Here is an 18899-nt window from a genome sequence, read left to right on the forward strand (position 1 = left end):
CGGCGGGCTTCGTTGCGTTAGGGGCCGTGCGGGAGGGGTCCCACCGCAGCGCCAGCGCAGGTGGGGAGGGGCGCAGCCCCTCTCCCCCGGACCGAGCGGAGCGAGGGCCGGGGCGAGCATCAACCTGAACGGACAGGAGCGGAGCGAGTGTACGGAAGGTTGAACTGCTCGCCGTTCTGTGTAGAGTGGGGCACCCGGGAGTAGGCATCCTCAGCAAAGCGGGATAGCTGCCTACCCCGGGCGTGAGGGACCCGCGCTACACAGAACCGAGAGGAGACCGGGCGATGACGGCATCTACGACGAAGTCGGAGAGGGCACGTCGTCAGCGCACGGTCTACTCGAAGCGCCTGGAGCTCAGGCTGACGGAACGGCAGCTCCAGCTCGCATCGGAGACCGCGCAGCGGCTCTCCGCGATCCGGGGCAAGCGGGTCACCGTCTCGGACTACGTCCGCCTCCTGATCGACGACGGCGGACGGGGCCTGGTCCAGCGCCTGGAACGGATCAGCCAGTCCCCCGCCGGGACCCTCACGCAGGCCGACGCAGACCGTGTCGTCGCTGCCCTCCAGGAGGTCCGCGACGAGGTGCGGCGCGTGGGGCACAACGTGAACCAGATGACGGTCCGTGCGCACCAGGCGAAGCAGGTTGTGGACGACCTCGACGAGGTGAAGGCGAGCCTGTCCCAGATCGACGCGCACGTACTCGACGCCGCCAAGACGTTCCTTGGCTACGAGGGCACCGACGAGGACGAGGGCTGAGCAAGTGGCCGCCCCGATCGCTGCCATCGTCGTCGCTTCCCCGACCCGTAACGCGAGCCGGCTCCTGGCGTACGCACTGAACAAGAAGAAGGGTCAGACCACCGACCGGTTCGTCGTTGCGTCGGGCCTCAACGGCGCGATCCCTGAGGTCGCTGCGGCGCAGTACAGGGACAACCGGAAGCGCCATGGAAAGAACGGTGAGCGGCAGGTTCGGGTGCCCGACGACAAGGGCGGGATGCGGACCATCACCGAGGGTGCATACGTCCAGGGCTATCACGTCATCCAGTCCTTCGCGAGGGACGGCGAGGGTGCTCTCGACCCGAACGATCCGGAGGCGTGGGAGGAAGCCCACCGGCTGGGTAGGAAGTTCGCCCTTCGGCTCGCTGGAGACGGGCGGATGGGTGTCGTGGTCACGCAGATCGACGGTCGCACGGGCTGCATCCACAACCACCTCGTGCTCGACAGCATTGACCGGCAGACGGGCAAGTCGTTCGCGTCGTCGAACGTGAAGCACAAGGTGCTGGCGCAGACCCATGACGAGGTACTGCGGGAGGCCGGCTACGCCCAGCAGAACGAGCTCCAGTCCACCGCCGCCGAGCGCCGTGAGCCCTCCGAGGAGCGCGCGCGGCTGCGCCACGAGCAGTGGGGTGCCAACGGTCGCCAGGGTCCGGAGCCGTTCTCCGTCGCCGTGATGAAGCAGCGAGTCCGCGAGGGCATGTCGGACCCGCGTTCGGTCTCCTTCGAGACGTACGCCGAGGTCCTCGCCGAGCGGGGCGTGCGCGTCGAACGGCGCGGCCAGGACCACCCCGGCCTCACCTACGAGATGGTCCTCTCCGACGGCAAGGGTGGCACCGTCGATCCCCAGCCCGCGTACCGTCGACGAGCATCGAAGCTGGGCCGCGACTTCATGCTTGCCACCGTGGAACAGGCCCTGGAGCGCAACCGCACCAAGCAGGCCGTCCAGCCCACCGGTCATCGTCCGTTGCTCGATCCGAGCAAGTACGTGGCGCTCGTCGGCCGGGCCGACCAGGTCCCTGCCCCCGCCGTCACCGCGACCCCGAACGCCGATGAGACCGAACGCCCGCTTCTCTGGCGGACCTACGAGCGTATGGGCCTGGACTGGCGCGAGGCTCGCAAGGTAGCCCCGGAGACGGAGGTCGAGCCCGCACCCACGCCGGACGTGGCTGAGCCGCTCCCTGCGCCCTCAGCACCGGCCGCGGAGCCCATAGCGGCCCCCACCGAGCCTGAGGACGAGGCGGAGGCCCAGGACGAGGCCCAGAGGGCCACAGCGCCCGCCTACCGCTCCCCCGTGCGTGATCGGACGGTCAAGCGCGAGCGGAGCCGCGAGTTCCGCGAGCGCCTGGCTGCCGCCGACGAGCATGTAGTGGCGCGTCTGGAGGCGGGCGAGCCGGTGGACGACACGGTCCTTAAGGGCCTCGGACCGGACAAGATCAGGTCCTACCGGACGAGCCTCCACCCGCAGACCCAACGAGCACTCCGGCGACGCCAGAGCATGCAGGGCGCGGCTGCCAGGGCGTACGCAGCCGGCCAGAGGGAGCTGGCCCAGCGCATCCGGGCGGAGGTCGCGGCGGGCGAGTACCGGTGGATCGAGCCTGCGCCCGACGCAGTCGCTCAGCACGAGCAGGACGAGCCTGAGCTGGGCGGGTGAGAAACGAAGACCCCGTGAGCCGTCAGGCTCACGGGGTCTTCGTTTCTCAGAGGTCGCGGAAGACGTACACGCCTGGACCGTGGGGCATGTCGCAGACGGTGTAGTCGTACCGAAGGTCCCGTGCCCAGCGGGACCAGTCGAAGTAGGTGCGGGCAGTCTCGAGCCAGCCGTCCATCAGGTTGGTCTCGTCGGCCAGCTCCTGGGCGTACTCGTCAAAGCTCCCCCAGATGCCCGCGTAGCTCTCGGCGAAGGCGGCGGCATCCGGCAGGCCGTCGCCGTCCTCGACGTGCGTCCCGGAGCCGACCCAGGCGAGCAGTGCGGGCCACTGCTCGGCTCCCACGACCTCGTAGAGGTCCTGCCATGCCTCGAGCTGCTCGGCTGTCAGCGGGCCATCCATGGGCAGGTTGCGGGTTTCCAGAACCGTCGTGGGCGCATCCGCATGCAAGGCAACGCCACGCTCCAGCCGCACGACGCGGCCGCGGTGGACCTGGTCGGCGCAGACGTCGTCGACCTCATCGAGCGGAACCCAGGCGCCATAGCGGGTGCCCTGATCCTCACAGCGCAGGCAGCAGACCCGGACCTCCGGGACGGTCAAGACGCGGAAGGTGGTCGTGGTGCTCATCGGCCGGTCACCGCCTCGGTGAGAACCAGCACACGGTAGGCGCGCGAGTCGAACGGACCGATCTGGAGGGTCTCCACCCGCATGACGATGCCGGCGTCCACGAGGGCGGCCGTGAAACCGCTGTGCTCGCTCCAGTCCTTGATGAGGGCCTCGCCAGGGGCGGCGACGTAGCCCTCGAGCGTGAGGTCGATGGACAGCACCTCGGTCTCGCCGTCGGCGTAGGTGATGGCGAGCTGGCTGGTGCGGGCGTCGTAGGTGAGGTCGCCGGTCATGACGCCGTCGGGCAGGAACAGGGTGACGCCGGGGAATGTGACGGCGGTGGCGGGTGCGGACATGGGAGAGCCCTCCTGGTAAACGTACTGCTTCCAGGAGGGCTCCCGGCGACGGCTCCGCCGGCGCTTCTTGGTGTCTCGGCCGTCTATGGCCGGGCGGTGTGGTCAGGCGAAAAGTGCCTCGGCCTGCTTGGTTTTACGACCACGGGGGCGCATCTGAGTGTTGGCCTTCTTGAGCAGACCACGCACGCGGGTGGTCGTGTAGCCAGTGGACTCCACCAACTCCTGCACGCTCGCACCCGCCTCGTACTTGGTCTTGAGGTCCTCGGCCAGCGCGTCGGCTACGGCCTCGTCCAGGCGGACGTGCGGCTCCACGAACGGAGCCTCGATCGCCCCGCCCGCATAGCCCTTGTGCACCTGACCCCGCGGGGCGGAGTCAGCACCGGACTCATCACCCCACGCCGTCCATCCCGGCTGCGCCTTGCGCGCGAACATCTCCAGGTACGGCCCGGGCGAGCACGCCTCGATCAGGCCGTACTGCTCGTCGGGCTTGCGGGAGTGCTCGCGCTTGCGCGTCTCGATCATGTTCACCTGCGACCGAGCCGGAGGCAGGGTGCGCATGCGTCCCCGGACACCGAAGAGGATCAGCTCCGTGACGTTGCGGAAGTAGAAGCCCACGCCGCGTCCGTCGGGCCCGCCATCCTTGCGGCGCTTGGCCCATACGATGTTGCTGACGTAGCGGAAGCCCCACTCCTGCATGACGCGCATCCCGTCGGGGAGCAGGGCGTTGGGCACCCACAGGTACAGGTGCGCGTCATCGGCCACGACGTCCTGCACGGGCAGGGCGCAGATGTCGTCCAGGCTGAGGGTCGAGTACCGGTCGAGGCGACGGTGCTCGGGGGCAACCTTGCCGGTACGATTCTGGAACCGCCACGGCGGGTCGGCCATGACCGTCTTGAAGCCGCCCTCCACGGTTGGCAGGGGCGCGATGGCGTCGTTGGGACGCAGGGGTTCGGCGGTCATCGGTGTCTCCCTAAAAAGATCTTATTTCAAGAGTAGATCTTTCCAGGTTCGAGGCTGGGACGCAACCCGGATGCACAGCCTACGCGGTCTTGGTGCGACCTGTGCGGCAGACTTGGACTATGAGCCCGTTTCCGAGCCCCGGCCGTATCTCCTTCACGAAGTTCACCTCTCCCGAGGGCATCACCGATGTCCTCGCTGGCGTGGTGCCCGGCGTGACCACAGCCGCCGAGGTTCTGCAGGACCTTGCGGCGGCCAAGCTGGCGGACCCGCTGTGGGACGACCTGCTGTCCTACGACCCGCCATTCGAGCCGGGTAAGAGTCGGGCTGCGGGATCGCAGGTAGCGGTCGACAACGAGCTGCTGCGGGCGTGCCGTGAAGGTCGCGAAGACCGGTTTCTCCTGCTGTGGGCGCAGCTCATCCTGGCGGACCCCCGACTGGACGCGATCGTCCGGGAGGTGTTCACGGACAGCACCGGCAAGCTCGTGCCCGAGATGGTCAACGCTTCGAAGCTCGGGGCAGCCCTCACGGCACGCCATGCTGCTGACCCCGACGAGCCGCACGACACCAAGGCCGTCTCGAACTTGCTGAGCCTGCTGGAGCGGTGCCGTCTCGTCGAGCCCGTCAAGCACGGCAAGACGATCGTCGGCGTGGAGCGAGTGTTGCCGACCGCGCACGCTGTGCCGGCGGTCGTGCGCCTCATCGGCGAGCGACTGGCTGAGCGGGGCTTCGGAGCTCAGCCTGGCCGCGAGCTGGACCTTGCGCTGGCTCTTGGGGCCAACGCCTGGCTGAACCTCACCGCCTCCGAGTTCCGCGACGCGTTCGACGGCAAGACGCCGCCGGCCGCCCAGCCGCAGAGCGTCCCCGGGGCGTTGCCCGAGGACTTGAAGGTCATCGCCACACTCCTCCGGCGCAAGGGCCAGGTGCTCCTCCAGGGGCCGCCCGGCGCCGGCAAGACCTACGTGGCGCGCCGGTACGTGGACTGGGTCTCTGCGGGCCGCAGGGCTGACAGCCGCCTCCAGTCGATCGTCGAGGCTCTGCCGGATGACCGGCGCACCGTTCCCGCGATTGCCGATGAGATCGTCTCGCGGGGGCTGTCCGCGGTGTGGGACATCGTCCAGTTCCATCCTGGGTATGAGTACACGGACTTCGTTCGAGCCTTGGTCGCCCAGCCTCATGGGCAGGGCGTCACGTTCGTGGCTCAGCACCGCATCTTCAGCCTGGTCTGTGCGGTGGGTGCGGAGCTCGCCCGCCGCGGGTACGAGCTCGAGATGGTGCTGATCCTCGATGAGCTCAACCGCGGCGACATCCCCAGCATCTTCGGTGAGCTGCTCTACGCCTTGGAGTACCGGGAGGAGCCCGTGGCCAGCCCGTACACCGTGGACGGCACGCCCTCACTGACCGTCCCTCACAACGTACGCGTGATCGGCACAATGAACACCGCTGACCGCAGCATCGCGGTGATCGACTACGCCCTTCGTCGGCGCTTTACACCCATCGACCTGGAGGCCTCGGACTCCCCGATCCGGGGGTACACGGGATTCGACGACGAGACGGCCCGCGAGGCCGCCTTGTACCTGTACGAGCGGACCCGGGATGCGCTCTCGGAGGCGTCGCAGGGCCTGCAGGTCGGTCCGTCGTACTTCCTGGCCGAGCCCGACGGCGAGGACGGGAGCATCGCGGTCCTCGCCACCCGGTTTGTGTACGAGGTGCTCCCGTTGTTGGACGAGTACACCCTCGAGGGCGAGGTGGACGCATCGCGCGTCGAGTCGCTCCGACAGGAGCTCGGCCTCGGCCAGCGGGCTAAGCAGTGGGACCAGGGCGCGGCGTTGGCGGCCCACCTGGTCGCTGGACAGCCCTGGAAGCCCGCCGCGGCTGACCCCGAGGTGGGCGAACCGGAGGAGGCCCTCTCGGTCGACCTTGGCGGCCCGCTCGCTGACGGCGGGGATGCGCCGGCGAGTGGTGAGGACACTCGGGACCAGTGACGGCGCCGATCCATGTTCGCGAGCGAGGCCGGGTCGAGGTAGGCGACCACCTCGAGGCCGCGGTGCCGGCCGAGTTCTGGAAGGCGGCGGGGTGCCGGCTGACGAAGTCCGCCGGCGAGTCGAGCTGGATGCTGGAAGCTGGCGACCTCGTGGGCGTGTCCCGCGTCTCCACGGCCCTCGGAGACGTGACCTTGCAGGTGCTGCCGAAGCTGGCCACGGCCGATGTCTTCTTCCTCGCCGACTACGCCTACGACCAGCGTCACGAGCCGCTGCGATTGCTCCCGTTCGAGCAGGTCGAACTCGACGCTCTGCGACGGGACCCTGCGGCGTGCCTGCTCGTCTGGCATGCGCGGGCCATCCACAGGTTCGCCACTCGATGGCTGCGGCGGGACTACCGGCGAGTGGATCAGGTGCTGAACGGCAAGATCAAGGGAAAGCCTCTGATTAGCCGCTACGTCAGCCAGCATCTAGCCGTGGGCGACCCAGCGCGCATCCCGTGCCGGGTCAAGGAGCGCACGCAGGACACACCGAACAACCGCCTCCTCAAGGCCGGCCTACACTACATCTTGAGTCGGAGCCATGAGCTGGAGCTCCCGGCTGCACGCCGTGTCGCGGTACGCGAGGCCAAGGCTGCCCTGCCGTTGTTCTCGCAGGTCAGCGACATCCGGACCGAGCCGGTGTCCCAGCGTGACCTGACTGCCACGACGCACCGCGGCGCCATGAGTCACTACCGGTCGATCCTGCTCTCCACCGAAGCGCTTCTTCGGGGCGAGATCATGGGCCCCGAGGTCGGCGCGGGGGTGAGCACGGCTTCGTTCATGTGGGACATGCCGACGTTGTTCCAGGAGGCCCTGCGCGGTGTGATCGACTCCGCACCCGGCCTCGCGCTCTCAGTCGAGGGCATCGGTCGTGCACGCGTGCACGCTCACGACGGCAAGCAGGTGCGGTCGTCCAAGGTCGACCCTGACCTTGTGCTTGAGACCGCCGCCGGCGGCCAGCTCGTGATCGACACTAAGTACAAGGACGTCCTGCCGAGCGACCACGGAGTGGACGACGAGGACGTGACACTGGTCGCCGACCGGCGACGGATCAAGGTCACTCGAGCGGACATCTACCAGGTCGTGGCCTACACCGCTCACGACAAGTGGCGGGGTGCAACCGGCGCACTGCTGTACCCCGTCGTGCTCGCCGAGGGCGACACGTTGCCCCGGCCCATGCAGATCCGCGGCTTCGGCCCCCCAGTGTGGATGCTCTTCGTGGACGTCGGCCAGCAGGCGAAGGGCAACCTGCCGGCCTTCCTGGACTCGGTGCGCGAGCTGGCCGACCGATCCGCGGCGGGGGCCGTCGTAGCGTAACTCGTCCACTCAGGTATACCTCAGTGGACACTCCGACGCCTGCCGTGAACCACGTCCAGCGACATAGATTTGGTACAGATTGGACGGATACGACGGAGGGTCAAGCAAGTGAGTGGACAGAAGGGGCAACTCGTCGGCTACGAGCGCGTCAGCTCGGTGGACCAGAACCTCGCCTGGCAGCTGGAGGCCCTGGCCGGGGCGGACCGGATCTTCGAGGAGAAGGCCTCGGCCAAGGACCGTGAGCGCCCCGTGCTGGGTTAGATGCTCGCCTACGTCCGCGAGGGCGACACGGTCGTGATTAAGAGCCCAGACCGCCTGGCCCGTTCCACGCGGGACCTGCTGGACCTGCTCTCGGAGCTCAAGGCCAAGGGCGTGGCAGTACGGTTCACGGACTCCCCCGCGCTCGACACCGCCTCGGCGGAGGGCGCCTTCATGCTGACGGTACTGGGGGCCGTCGCCGAGCTGGAGCGGGAGCTGACCGCCGAACGTCGGCGCGAGGGCATCGCGGCGGCGAAGAAGGCGGGCAAGTACGAGCGGACCCCCGAAGCTGACGGCCGAGCAGGTCGCCCAGGCCCGCCAGCGGGTCGCCGACGGCGTGCGGAAGTCCGTGGTGGCCGAGGACCTCGGTGTGTCCCGCCAGACGCTCTCTACCGCGCTGGCGGGCCGGGGACGGTACGCCGAGACCGCTTGAGGCGAGCGGGGGCCCGCACCGACGGTGGTGCGGGCCGGAACGCGTCTCGATCCCCGAGTGTCAAGGGCCATTGAGTTCTGCCCATAGGCGGCCAGTGTTTCTTCCCGCTGGTGGCCATCAGAACTGCCCACTGGTGGCCAGCTGGTTTGCCCGTTTGGGTGGTGGTGCTGGCCACCGTGATGGGATCAGTTCAGTGGCATGACTCCCTTCCCGGCCATTGCCTGGGTCATCCGTACGGAGTCTCCGGTGGTCTGGCACACGTGGGCGTGGTGCAGGAGCCGGTCCACGGTGGCGGTGGCCAGGGTCTTGGGCATCAGCTCGTCGAAGCCGGCCGGGTGCAGGTTCGAGCTGATCGCTACGGAGCGTTTCTCGTAGGCGGCGTCCACGATGCGGTAGAGGCCCTCGGCGGCATCGTCGGCGACCGGCAGCAGGCCGATGTCGTCGATGACGATCAGGTCGGCGCGCAGGATTCGGGCGACGGCTTTGGTGATGGTGTCATCGGGCCGGTGGGCCCGGATCATCGCCCCGAGGTCCTCCAGGGTGAACCAGGCCACCCGCTTGCCCTCCTCCACGGCCTGCTGGCCCAGGGCCTCGAGGAAGAAGGTCTTGCCGGTGCCGGAGGGCCCCAGACCACGAGGTTCTCTCTGCGCGAGAGCCATTCCAGGGTGCGCAGGGACTGCTGGGTCGGGGCCGGGATCGAGGAGGCGCCCGGATCCCAGGTCGTGAAGGTCTTGCCGGTGGGGAACCCGGCGGCCTTGCGCCGGGCGGCGAGCATGGATCGGGCCCGACCGGTGGTCTCCTCGACCAGCAGGGCCTTGAGGACCTCGGCCGGCTCCCAGCGTTGGGCCCGGGCGGTGGCCAGTACCTCGGCGGCGATACCGCGGGCGTGGGGCATCTTCAGCTGCCGCAACAGCGCCTCCAAATCGGCCGGCAGCGCCGGTGCGGCGGTGTTCGGGGTGTGGATGCTCACCGGGCTGCCCCCTCGGTGTTGGAGGTACCGAGGCCGGCCCAGCCGGCGGTGCCCTGGGTCAGGGACCGTTCCTCGGTGGCGGTGTGCATCCCGGTGCGGTGGCCGGCGGCGGTGAGCAGGGAGGCCAGGTCGCCGTGGGCGAAGCGCTGGTGCACCGCGGCCACCCCGAGGGCGCGGGCCGACCTGGTCGGTGCCGGCGAGCTTGGCCAGGGTGACGGCCTCGGCCATCTTCTGACCGATCCGGCTGGTGCCGGCCGCGGCGGCCTCCACCAGCCAGGTCCTCGCTCCGGCCCCGATGGCCAGGAACTCGGCCTCCGCCGCCGAACGGGGCACCGGGGTGTAGTCCCCGGGCACCTTGTCCGTCTCGTGGCCGGGGAAGTGCGCGTCGTCGATGGCCGGGGACCCGGGCCGGGCCACCCGGTGCCGGGCGACCTCCACCGGCCCCTGCGCACCGGCGTGCATGATCACCACCATCGAGTCCGGTCCGGTGCCGTGATGGCGCACGAACACCTCGGCCCCGAGCAGGTGCGCGGGCACCGAGTACTGGGCGTTTTCGAAGGAGACCATCGGCGTGTTCTCCGGCACCTTCCGTCCCACCCCGTAGGCCACGGTGTGCGCCGTGGCGGGGATCCGATGCAACGCGCTGGTCTCCTCGGCGAGCATGTGGTCCGGGCGGCGCCGGGTCACCCGGTGCTCCCGGGAGTTCACCATGGCCATGAACCCCGCGCAGGCGGCCTCGAGCTCAGCGAACGAGGCGTACTGGTCCCGCAGGTTGGTGTCCTTCGGGACCAGGTCGGCCTTGGCCAGCTTCACCGCGTTCTCCACCCCGCCCTTGGCGGCCGGATCCGCTGGCTGGCAGGTCAGCACCTCCACGCCGTAATGCCGAGCGAACGCCACGGTGGCCTGGTTACGCACCGGCACCCCGGCCACATGAGAGACCGTCACTGTCTTCTCGTTATCCGTCAGCACATAGGTCGGCGCGCCCCCGATCAGCCGGAAGCACCGGTCCAGGGCGGCGAACACACTCGGAGCCGTCCTATCACGCAGGGCGATGACGATCCGGTAGCGGGACCAGGCCAGCCAGGCCACGAACAGCACCGTCTTGGCCCCGTCGATCGCCGGCCCATCGCCGAAGTCGTACTGCAGCCATGCGCCCGGCTCGGTGATCCAGGGCCGGTGCACCCGGCGCTTCCCGGCCCGCCAGGCGGCCTTCACCTCGGCCACCGCCCGCCGGGTGGAGCGCTCAGAGCCGGTGTAGCCCATTGCGGTGAGCTTGGCGTGCACGACATCGGCGCGGATCCTGCCCGTGGAGGCCTCGACCCATTCCTCGATCTTGGGCAGCCAGACATCGGTGACCTTCGGGCGGCTGGCTCCGGATCCAGGGGTCTGGCCGGCGTCGCGGGCCCGCACCAGCCGGGCCACGGTGTGATGGGAGCAACCGGCCAGCTCGGCGGCGCCCCGCAATGACTTGGTCAGGTCATAGGCACTGAGTATTTTCATGGTTTCTGCGGCATCCTTCATTCAGGGCCTCTTCCTCGCTGGATTCGATTCGACACCGATATCCAACCCGGGGAGGAGGCCCCCGCCGGCTCACGACGCGGCGGGCAACGAGCAACGCGGGCAAACCAGATGGCCAGCACCGGGCAGTTCCCGTGGCCATCACTGGGCAGTCCTCATGGCCGTCAGCGGGTCATTCCCTGGCCACCTATGGGCAGCTTTTCATGGCCGCTTACACCCGAGCGCTGGGGGCTACTAGGGCGTGTTGCTAAAGGAGGGTAGTCAGCCAGTGCAGTGTCGCTGCGAGGCTGAGCCCGGCGTGATAGTTCCGGGCGTACTTGTCCGAACGCATCGCGATCCCTCGCCACTGCTTGAGTTGAGTCCCGCATAGTGGTGTAGCGCCCGGTGGTCGGGCACGTCGTTCCAGACGTGGACGCGGCCACCGTGTGATCCTTCGAGTCAACCTCTCACAGAATCCTCGAATGGAGTCATCACGATGACCGCTCCTCATATTGTCGACCCTGCCGGCCTGCTGGGCGAAGCCCTGTCCGAGGCCTCCCCGGACATGATGCGCCACCTGCTGCAGACGATGATCAACACCCTGCTCTGCGCTGACGCCGATGCGGTGGTCGGCGCCGAATGGGGCAAACCCTCCCGTGACCGCACGGCCCAGCGCAATGGGTACCGGCACCGGGACCTGGACACCCGGGTCGGCACCGTGGACGTGGCCATCCCGAAGCTGCGCTCGGGCACCTACTTCCCGGAATGGCTGCTCGAGCGGCGCAAGCGGGCCGAATCGGCGCTGATCACCGTGGTCGCAGACTGCTACCTGGCCGGTGTCTCTACCCGGCGGATGGACAAGCTGGTCAAGACCTTGGGCATCAATGCCCTGTCGAAGTCCCAGGTGTCCCGGATGGCCGCGGACCTCGATGAGCAGGTGGAGGCCTTCCGCCACCGGCCGCTCGGGGAGGCGGGACCGTTCACGTTCGTTGCCGCGGACGCGTTGACGATGAAGGTGCGTGAGGGCGGGCGTGTGGTCAACGCGGTGGTGCTCATCGCCACCGGGGTCAACGGCGACGGCCACCGCGAAGTGTTGGGCCTGCGGGTGGCCACCAGCGAGACCGGGGCGGCGTGGAACGAGTTCTTCGCCGACTTGGTCGCCGGGGCCTGGCCGGGGTCCGGCTGGTCACCTCTGATGCCCACCCCGGGCTCAAGGACGCCATCGCCGCGAACCTGCCCGGTGCGGTGTGGCAACGCTGCCGCACCCACTACGCGGCGAACCTGATGGGCATCACCCCGAAGAGCATGTGGCCGGCGGTGAAGGCCATGCTCCACTCGGGCTACGACCAGCCCGATGCCGCCAGCGTCAACGCCCAGTTCGACCGGCTGCTGGACTACGTGAGCGAGAAACTGCCGGTGGTGGCCGAGCACCTCGATGCTGCCCGGGCCGACATCCTGGCGTTCACCACATTCCCCAAGGACGTCTGGACCCAGATCTGGTCGAACAACCCGGCCGAGCGGCTCAACCGCGAGATCCGCCGCCGCACCGACGCGGCGGGCATCTTCCCCAACCGGGCGGCCATCGTACGACTGGTGGGCGCGGTGCTGGCCGAGCAGACAGACGAGGGGCCGAGGGCCGTCGCTACCCGAGCGCTGGGGGCTACTAGGGCGTGTTGCTAAAGGAGGGTAGTCAGCCAGTGCAGTGTCGCTGCGAGGCTGAGCCCGGCGTGATAGTTCCGGGCGTACTTGTCCGAACGCATCGCGATCCCTCGCCACTGCTTGAGCCGGTTGAAGCACCGCTCCACGACATTGCGTCCCCGGTAGCGCTGGCGCTGGTCTTCACCGAAGTCGATCGGCCGGCCCGGGCGTCTGCGCCGGTGCGTGATCTGATCGGCCCGCTCGGGGATCGTGGCCGCGATGCCATGCCGGCGCAGCCAGGCCCGGTTCGCCTTCGAGGGGTAGCCCTTGTCTGCAATCAGGCGGTCAGGCCGTATCCGGGGCCGCCCACGGGCCCCGGCAACGCTGATCTGCTCCAGCGTGGTGGCCAGCATCGAGGTGTGAAGCCACCTGCCCGCCGGTCACCACGAACGCCAGCACCCTGCCCTTGCCATCACAGACCAGATGATTCTTCCTCGTCAGGCCACCACGGGAGCGTCCGATGGCATGGTCAGCCGGCTCGTCCGCTGATTTCTTGTAGTTCATCCAGGCCCCCTGTGGGGCGGGGCAGGGTCGCCCCGTGCTGGTGGACGCGCACGATCGTGGAATCGATCGAGGCCACCCAATCCAGCTCGCCAGCCTGCTGTGCCATGGACTGGGTCTTCTCCAGCACCCGCTCCCACACGCCCTGGGCGGCCCACCGGTTGACGTTCTTGTAGATCGTGTTCCAGTTCCCGAACCGCTCGGGCAGATCCCGCCACGGCGCCCCCGTGCGGAAGCGCCACGCGGTGGCCTCGACCACCGCGCGCCGATCCACCGGCGGCCGACCCGTGGACTTCGGCGCGGGGAACAGTGGGCCGATCACGGCCCAGACCTCGTCCGAGATGACATCACGCGACATGACCCCAGACTCGCGCATCCACGTCCCCGAACCCTTTAGCAACACGCCCTAGAGCACGTGCCATAACCAGCGAGCGTCTTCGGCTTCACTCCCGGTAGGGCATGATCTGCCCATGAGCACGATCTACAGGACCCAGGAGTGGTCTGGGCACGGCAAGCAGAACTACTTCTGGAACGAGTACCGCCTCGAGGGTGACACGGTCGTCAAGTACCGTTGCAACCGCTTCAAGTTCTTTGACGGCGACGAGAACGTATGGGAGCACACTGAGGACGCCCAGGAGTCGTGGGCCAAGGGCGACCCCAACATGCCCGACTGGCTCCTGCAGTATCTGTGACCGCAACACGAAGAAGTATCTCTAACGTGTGATGGGTGGCTCGGGCATCGGCATTCTCCCGTGGATCGAGCTAATCCGGGGCTACGAGGCGAGCTCCATGGACCTGCGCAAGCTTTGGTCCGTGGGTCGGGGGATCACGGCCAGGACGTCGTCGGCGCCCTGTCCGCCGGGGCCTGACCCCGAACGAGAACGCCCCCACCTCCGCGGAGGTGGGGGCGTTCTCGCGTCCTCAGCCCAGCTCGACCTGCTGGACCGTCCACCCGGCCTGCTGGAGGTCGTAGAGGCCGTCCAGGCGCGGCACGATGCGGTCCTCGTAGTCATCTACCTCGAGCACGGTCACGTCGCCCTCCCAGCGGTGCGACAGCTCGAGCGCGGTCAGGATGTCAGCGAGGACCTCCCGGCGGACCACGGGGGTGTCCCAGCCGTTCCAGGTCTCGCCGTAGGCCTCGGCGAGGAACGGGTGCTCCGGGAACGCGTCGAAGGTGAAGCCGGGCACGAGGTCGTGCTCCGGGTCGCAGAGCTGCCACTGACCGTCATGGAAGAGGACCTCGGCCTCGCGCTGACCGCTCCGGGATGACAGCTCGCGGACCTCCAGGACAGCCTCGCCGTCGCGCTGGGTGCTGGCGGCGTCCTTGGTCGAGATGGCCCGGTAGGTGGCCACGGGGCGGCGCGTGCGGTCGACGGAGAACTGGGGGGTGGTCATGGTCGTCATCCTCTCAGGCGGGCGCAGGGCCGGGCCGGCTCCGTGACCGTTCCCGGCGGGTCTTCAGCTGTCCCGCACAGATATCGGTAGCCAGCGGTTCGGGTTCTCGGCCCCGTTCGGCACGAGCGTCTCCTTTGCGGCCCGTCCATCCAGAATGCTCTCGATGATCGGGTGTGCAGGCTTGTGCATTCCATCGACACCGGCCTCGTAGACCGTTCCGTAGCCCTCCTCGCCGACGGCGTTGAAGCGACCGGTGATCTCCTCGATCACGCACGCTGCATCCGGGGTGGCGAAGTCTCCGAAGAACTTGTTGCTGCTCCACAGGGCCGGGACGCCGTGCACCGTCGGGTCGAACAGAGCCTGGGCGCTCGCACTGCAGATGTGCATCCAATAGGGCCAGATGACAATCTCCATGCCCGCGGACGGCTCGAGCTCAGTCTTGCGAGCCAAGGGGTGCGGAATCTCGGCGCGGTATTGGCGGATGAAGTGGGACGGCCCGTCGTACTCGATGAGGATGGGCTCCTGTCCCGGCACATCCAGGCGGAGGTCAACGGTGTTGGCCCGACCAGTCCGGGGGTTCTTGACCTTCACCTGGCGCTGGATCTCGCAGTCGGGGAACGTACGGCGGAGCACCGCGGTCAGCACAAGCTCATTGAGGCTGATCTTCCGAGATCCGGGGGGCAGAGCTCCGGGGATCCTTCCCTCGCCCAAGGCCCTGTGGACCTTGTTCTCGTCCACGACCTCGCCCTCCTCGGTCTTGACGAAGGGGAGGTCGGCAAGCGCGTCGTCGCCGACGCCCAAGATCTCTGGCAGGTCTTGCCGCCGCAGGTACGAGCCGATCCAATGGTCCGGGTCGTCCAGCCGAAAAGTGCCATGTGGATTGCCCAGGGTGCCCATAGTGTGAATGATGGCACACCGGGCCTGGTTCGGTCCCGAAGGCCTGCGATTGGCCGGATCCTGGAGCCACCGCCGATCCCACCCCGTGAGGGTAGTTCTGAGAGTAGTTAACGAAAAGGCCAGGGCCCCCGACCTGGCACAATGCCTGGTCAGGGGCCCTTTCTCGTTGCGGGGGCAGGATTTGAACCTGCGACCTCCGGGTTATGAGCCCGGCGAGCTACCGAACTGCTCCACCCCGCGGCGACTTCTAGAACTATACACACCTGTTCCGTCGAGTTCAAATCGGCGTCAGCACCCCGCCACCCGGCGGCCATGCGGCGGCCACCTGCCCCGAGACGACAGCGGCCCCGACCACGCGCGGTGCGTGGCCGGGGCCGTCGTCGACGGTCCGGCGGGCCCGGCCCGCCGGCGCCGACTCAGCCGCTCGGCGTCGGGCTGGGGCTCGACGACGGCGCGGGGCTCGCCTCGGCCGGGGCCTGCTCCTGGGCAGGCGCGTCGCCGCCCAGGGCGTCGTCGGCGGCGGTGGCACGCTTCAGGGCCTCGTTGAGACGCTTCTGCTGCTCGCCGTAGCCGGCCCAGTCGCCCTCGGCCAGACGCTCCTGGCCCTGGGTCAGGGCGTCCTGAGCCTCCTCGAGGGCCGCCGAGAGCTCCTCCTCGACGGTGCCCGGAGCCGTCGGCTCCTCGCCCGGCGCGGGCGCCTCCGCCTGCTTCTCCTCCGGGGTGACCGCGCCCGAGTCCCCGTCGAACACCTGGTCCAGGGCCTCCTGGAGGGTGTCCGCGAAGCCGACCTTGTCGCCGAAGGAGACGAGCACCTTGCGCAGCGTCGGGTAGGTGGTGCCGCCCGAGGAGCGGACGTACACCGGCTGGACGTAGAGGATGCCGCCGGCCACCGGCAGGGTGATCATGTTGCCGTTGAGCACCTCGGACGCGCCCTGGCGCAGCAGGTTCAGCTCCCGCGAGACGTCCGCGTTCGAGTCGAAGTTGGCCTGCGCCTGGCCCGGGCCGGGCACCGTGGTGGACCGCGGCAGCTCGAGCAGTCGGAGCTGCCCGTAGCCCTCGGCCTTCACGCCGTCCTCCCCCGTGCCGGCGTCGCCGGCGGCGGAGAGGAACCCGTAGAGCACGTTGCGCTGCTGGGCACCGTCCGTGATCTGCGGTATGTAGCTGCTGGTGAGGGAGAACGCCGGCTCGTCCTGGCCGGGCATCTGCAGCGTCATGTAGTACGGCGGCTGCTTGACGTCCTCCTCGCGCGTGGGGTCCGACGGCACGGACCACGCGTCGTTGTTCTCGTAGAAGTCGTCCGCGTCGGTCACGTGGTAGCGGCCGAGCAGCTCGCGCTGGACCTTGAACATGTCCTCCGGGTAGCGGACGTGGTCCAGGAGTCCGGCGCTCATCTCCGAGTACGGGCGCAGCGAGGACGGGTAGACGTTCTGCCAGGCCTGCAGCAGCGGATCCTGGTCGTCCCACGCGTAGAGAGACACCGAGCCGTCGTACGCGTCCACCGTCGCCTTCACCGAGTTGCGGATGTAGTTCACCCGGCCCTGGAGCGCCGGGTTCTGGCCCTGGCTCAGGGAGTCCACCGTGACCTCGCCCAGCTGCTGCGCGGTGGAGTACGGGAACTGGTCCGAGGTCGTGTAGGCGTCCACGATCCACTGCACGCGGCCGTCGACGATCGCCGGGTAGGGGGCGGTGTCCACCGTCAGGTAGGGCGCGACCTTGCGGACGCGCTCGGCCGGGTCGCGGTCGTAGAGGATCTGCGAGGCCTCGTTCACGTCCGAGGACAGCACCAGCTCGGGCGAGCCGAACTTCACCGCGTACGCGAGCCGGTTGAACAGGTTGCCCACCGAGGGGCCGCCGTCGCCGGAGAAGGTGTACGCCGTGTCCTCCTGGGAGTCGGCCGTCTGCGGCCGGTCGCGTTCGACGGCCGGCGCGCCCTCGGGCGCACCCACCACCGAGTACGAGGGCGAGTTGAGCCCGAAGTAGATGCGCGGCTCGTAGTCCTGGTCGGAGGCCAGCGGCCCGCGCGTCGGGATCTCGGAGAGCAGCCACTGGGGCCGGCCGCCGGCCGCGACCTCGGAGGCGTCGGCCACGACCATGCCGTAGCCGTGCGTGTAGATGGTGTGGCGGTTCACCCACGACTGCATGTCGTCCACGTTGACGTCACGGGCCGCCAGGATGGTGTCCCGCGTCTGGCCGTCCACCTCGTAGCGGTCCACGTGCAGCGTGGTGGGGAACGAGTAGTACGGACGGAACTGCTGGAGCTGCCCGAAGGTCTGGGAGATCAGGTTCGGGTCCATGAGACGGACGTTGGCCGTGTTGGCCTCCTCGCCCGCCAGGGCCCCGGCCTCGGGGTCCGTGGCGCCCTCATAGTTCGTCACCTCGACGTCGTCCAGGCCGTACGCCTCGCGCGTCATGGCGATGTTCCGCTCGATGTACTGGGATTCGAGCGTGCGCTCGGACGGCTTCACCTGGTACTCCTGCACGATGAAGGGGTACGCCGTGCCCACCACGAGCGCCGTGATGACCAGGACCGCGGTGCCGATCAGCGACAGCCGCCACCGGCCCGAGACCACCGTCCACACGAACAGGCCGGCCACGATCACGGCCGTGACCGCCAGGATCGCCGACGTCGGGATGACCGCGTTCACGTCCGTGTAGAGCGCGCCGGCCCAGTTGCCGGTCTGCGACTGCGTGGTGCGGTAGCGGTTGAGCCAGAAGTTGACGCCCTGCAGCAGCAGGAACACGGCCAGGGTGATGCCGATGTGGGCGCGCGCCGCCGGGGTGATCCGCACGCTGCCGCCCTCCTCCACGCGCACCGCGCCGTACAGGTAGTGCACGAGCAGACCGGTGATGCCGGAGACCAGGACCACCGAGATCAGGTACCCGACCATGAGCGTCAGGAACGGCAGGGTGGCCATGAAGAACATGAGGTCCAGGCCGAACTCCGGGTCCGCCTGGCCGTAGGGCACCTGGTTCAGGAACAGCAGGACCGTGTTCCAGCCGTTCATCGCGGTGGAGCCGGCGAACACGCCGAGCACGAGCGGGACACCCAGGAACACCAGGCGGCGGATGGGCTCGAGCTGGCGCTGGGCCTGGCTGAGCGAGTCCCGCGCGGCCGCGGACGCGTCCGCGGGACGGTGGCGCCAGGCCGTGCGGATCGCCAGCCACACGGCGAGGGCCATCCCGAGCCCGGCGATCAGGAACAGCGCGGCCTTGGCGAGGACCTCGGTCCAGAAGACCTCGGTGAAGCCCAGCTGCGAGAACCACAGCACGTCCGTGTAGACGTTCGTGAACACCACGAACAGCCCCACGAGCACGGCCACCGCGATGATGGTCAGCACGAGCGCGCTCGGCCGGCCCGGCCGGCCCCTGCCGCGCGCGGCGGAGGACCCGCCCCCGCCGAACGGGCCACCAGGACCGCGGTCGCCGTCGTCGCCCGGGCCGCGCGGGGCGCCGCCGAAGGGGCCGAACGCCCCGAACGGGCCGGACTGGCCCCCGGCGGTCCCGCCGCCGTCACGGGGCGGGCCGCCGAACGGTCCGCCGCCTCCCTGTCCGAAGCTCACTGCTCTGTCCTC

13 protein-coding genes, 1 tRNA gene and 5 pseudogenes are annotated in these 18899 nt (G+C 69.0%); 9 read left to right on the top strand and 10 right to left on the bottom strand.

The features are described 5' to 3' along the window. The first annotated feature begins 284 nt into the window (after nt 1-284). Together mobC and B1A86_RS07455 are read left to right on the top strand one after the other, a co-directional pair. Nucleotides 285-755, top strand: a complete 471-nt coding sequence (mobC, locus tag B1A86_RS07450; protein WP_078025570.1) for a plasmid mobilization relaxosome protein MobC — start codon at nt 285-287, stop codon at nt 753-755. Nucleotides 756-759: 4 nt separating this feature from the next. Beyond that, nucleotides 760-2424, top strand: a complete 1665-nt coding sequence (locus B1A86_RS07455) for a relaxase/mobilization nuclease domain-containing protein (RefSeq protein ID WP_168196735.1) — start codon at nt 760-762, stop codon at nt 2422-2424. A 46-nt stretch (nt 2425-2470) separates the two neighbouring features. Here the strand turns inward: B1A86_RS07455 and B1A86_RS07460 are convergent, their stop codons facing one another. The 3 genes from B1A86_RS07460 to B1A86_RS07470 all read right to left on the bottom strand — a co-directional run bounded on the left by B1A86_RS07460 (nt 2471) and on the right by B1A86_RS07470 (nt 4341). Continuing rightward, on the bottom strand, nt 2471-3046 hold the full coding sequence (locus tag B1A86_RS07460; RefSeq protein WP_078025568.1) for an antirestriction protein ArdA: 576 nt from the start codon (nt 3044-3046) through the stop codon (nt 2471-2473). Continuing rightward, nucleotides 3043-3381: a hypothetical protein gene (locus B1A86_RS07465; protein ID WP_078025567.1), complete on the bottom strand. Its 339-nt coding sequence runs from the start codon at nt 3379-3381 to the stop codon at nt 3043-3045. The genes B1A86_RS07460 and B1A86_RS07465 overlap by 4 nt, the downstream gene beginning before the upstream one ends. Before the next feature lie 102 nt (nt 3382-3483). Next, nucleotides 3484-4341, bottom strand: a complete 858-nt coding sequence (locus B1A86_RS07470; RefSeq protein ID WP_078025566.1) for an MT-A70 family methyltransferase — start codon at nt 4339-4341, stop codon at nt 3484-3486. Nucleotides 4342-4460: 119 nt separating this feature from the next. On the opposite strand from B1A86_RS07470, the gene B1A86_RS07475 reads away from it, so the two are divergent. The 5 genes and pseudogenes from B1A86_RS07475 to B1A86_RS11925 all read left to right on the top strand — a co-directional run bounded on the left by B1A86_RS07475 (nt 4461) and on the right by B1A86_RS11925 (nt 8369). After that, entirely contained in the window at nt 4461-6323 is a 1863-nt protein-coding gene (locus B1A86_RS07475) for an McrB family protein (RefSeq protein WP_078025565.1), read from the top strand. Then, nucleotides 6320-7678 carry a hypothetical protein gene (locus tag B1A86_RS07480; protein WP_078025564.1) on the top strand — a complete coding sequence of 453 codons (1359 nt, stop codon included), beginning with the start codon at nt 6320-6322 and terminating at the stop codon, nt 7676-7678. Before B1A86_RS07475 ends, B1A86_RS07480 begins: the two co-directional genes overlap by 4 nt. 108 nt (nt 7679-7786) lie before the next feature. Beyond that, a complete protein-coding gene (locus B1A86_RS11750; protein ID WP_241733739.1) occupies nt 7787-7939 on the top strand; it encodes a recombinase family protein in 153 nt (50 codons plus the stop codon). After that, nucleotides 7940-8149: pseudogene (locus tag B1A86_RS11920) on the top strand (recombinase family protein); the annotation flags it as partial. Nucleotides 8150-8225: 76 nt separating this feature from the next. After that, the gene (locus B1A86_RS11925; RefSeq protein ID WP_338323585.1) at nt 8226-8369 is read left to right on the top strand and encodes a hypothetical protein; all 144 of its coding nucleotides are present in this window, start codon (nt 8226-8228) and stop codon (nt 8367-8369) included. A gap of 185 nt (nt 8370-8554) precedes the next feature. Here B1A86_RS11925 and B1A86_RS11930 read toward each other — a convergent pair. Both B1A86_RS11930 and B1A86_RS11865 read right to left on the bottom strand, forming a co-directional pair. Beyond that, nucleotides 8555-9264, bottom strand: a pseudogene (locus B1A86_RS11930) (ATP-binding protein). Between the two features lie 71 nt (nt 9265-9335). Next, a pseudogene (locus tag B1A86_RS11865) lies at nt 9336-10860 on the bottom strand (IS21-like element ISMlu14 family transposase). Nucleotides 10861-11332: 472 nt separating this feature from the next. Here B1A86_RS11865 and B1A86_RS07505 point away from each other — a divergent pair. Then, nucleotides 11333-12516 (top strand): annotated as a pseudogene (locus tag B1A86_RS07505) (IS256 family transposase). On the opposite strand, the pseudogene B1A86_RS07510 reads toward B1A86_RS07505, so the two are convergent. Continuing rightward, nucleotides 12513-13411: pseudogene (locus tag B1A86_RS07510) on the bottom strand (IS5 family transposase). The pseudogenes B1A86_RS07505 and B1A86_RS07510 overlap by 4 nt on opposite strands. A gap of 94 nt (nt 13412-13505) precedes the next feature. On the opposite strand from B1A86_RS07510, the gene B1A86_RS07515 reads away from it, so the two are divergent. After that, entirely contained in the window at nt 13506-13727 is a 222-nt protein-coding gene (locus tag B1A86_RS07515; RefSeq protein ID WP_078025612.1) for a hypothetical protein, read from the top strand. Nucleotides 13728-13956: 229 nt separating this feature from the next. Here the strand turns inward: B1A86_RS07515 and B1A86_RS07520 are convergent, their stop codons facing one another. The 4 genes from B1A86_RS07520 to B1A86_RS07535 all read right to left on the bottom strand — a co-directional run bounded on the left by B1A86_RS07520 (nt 13957) and on the right by B1A86_RS07535 (nt 18887). After that, nucleotides 13957-14430, bottom strand: coding sequence for a hypothetical protein (locus B1A86_RS07520; protein WP_078025611.1), 474 nt, complete (start codon nt 14428-14430; stop codon nt 13957-13959). 63 nt (nt 14431-14493) lie between these two features. Beyond that, nucleotides 14494-15327, bottom strand: a complete 834-nt coding sequence (locus tag B1A86_RS07525) for a hypothetical protein (RefSeq protein ID WP_078025610.1) — start codon at nt 15325-15327, stop codon at nt 14494-14496. Between the two features lie 166 nt (nt 15328-15493). Next, nucleotides 15494-15567: transfer RNA gene (locus B1A86_RS07530), tRNA-Met, on the bottom strand. Nucleotides 15568-15743: 176 nt separating this feature from the next. Then, nucleotides 15744-18887: a UPF0182 family protein gene (locus tag B1A86_RS07535; protein ID WP_049147309.1), complete on the bottom strand. Its 3144-nt coding sequence runs from the start codon at nt 18885-18887 to the stop codon at nt 15744-15746. Nucleotides 18888-18899 lie beyond the last annotated feature (12 nt).

Origin of the sequence: Micrococcus sp. KBS0714, assembly GCF_002008305.4 — a bacterium.
In the GTDB taxonomy this organism is placed as follows: Bacteria; Actinomycetota; Actinomycetes; order Actinomycetales; family Micrococcaceae; genus Micrococcus; species Micrococcus luteus.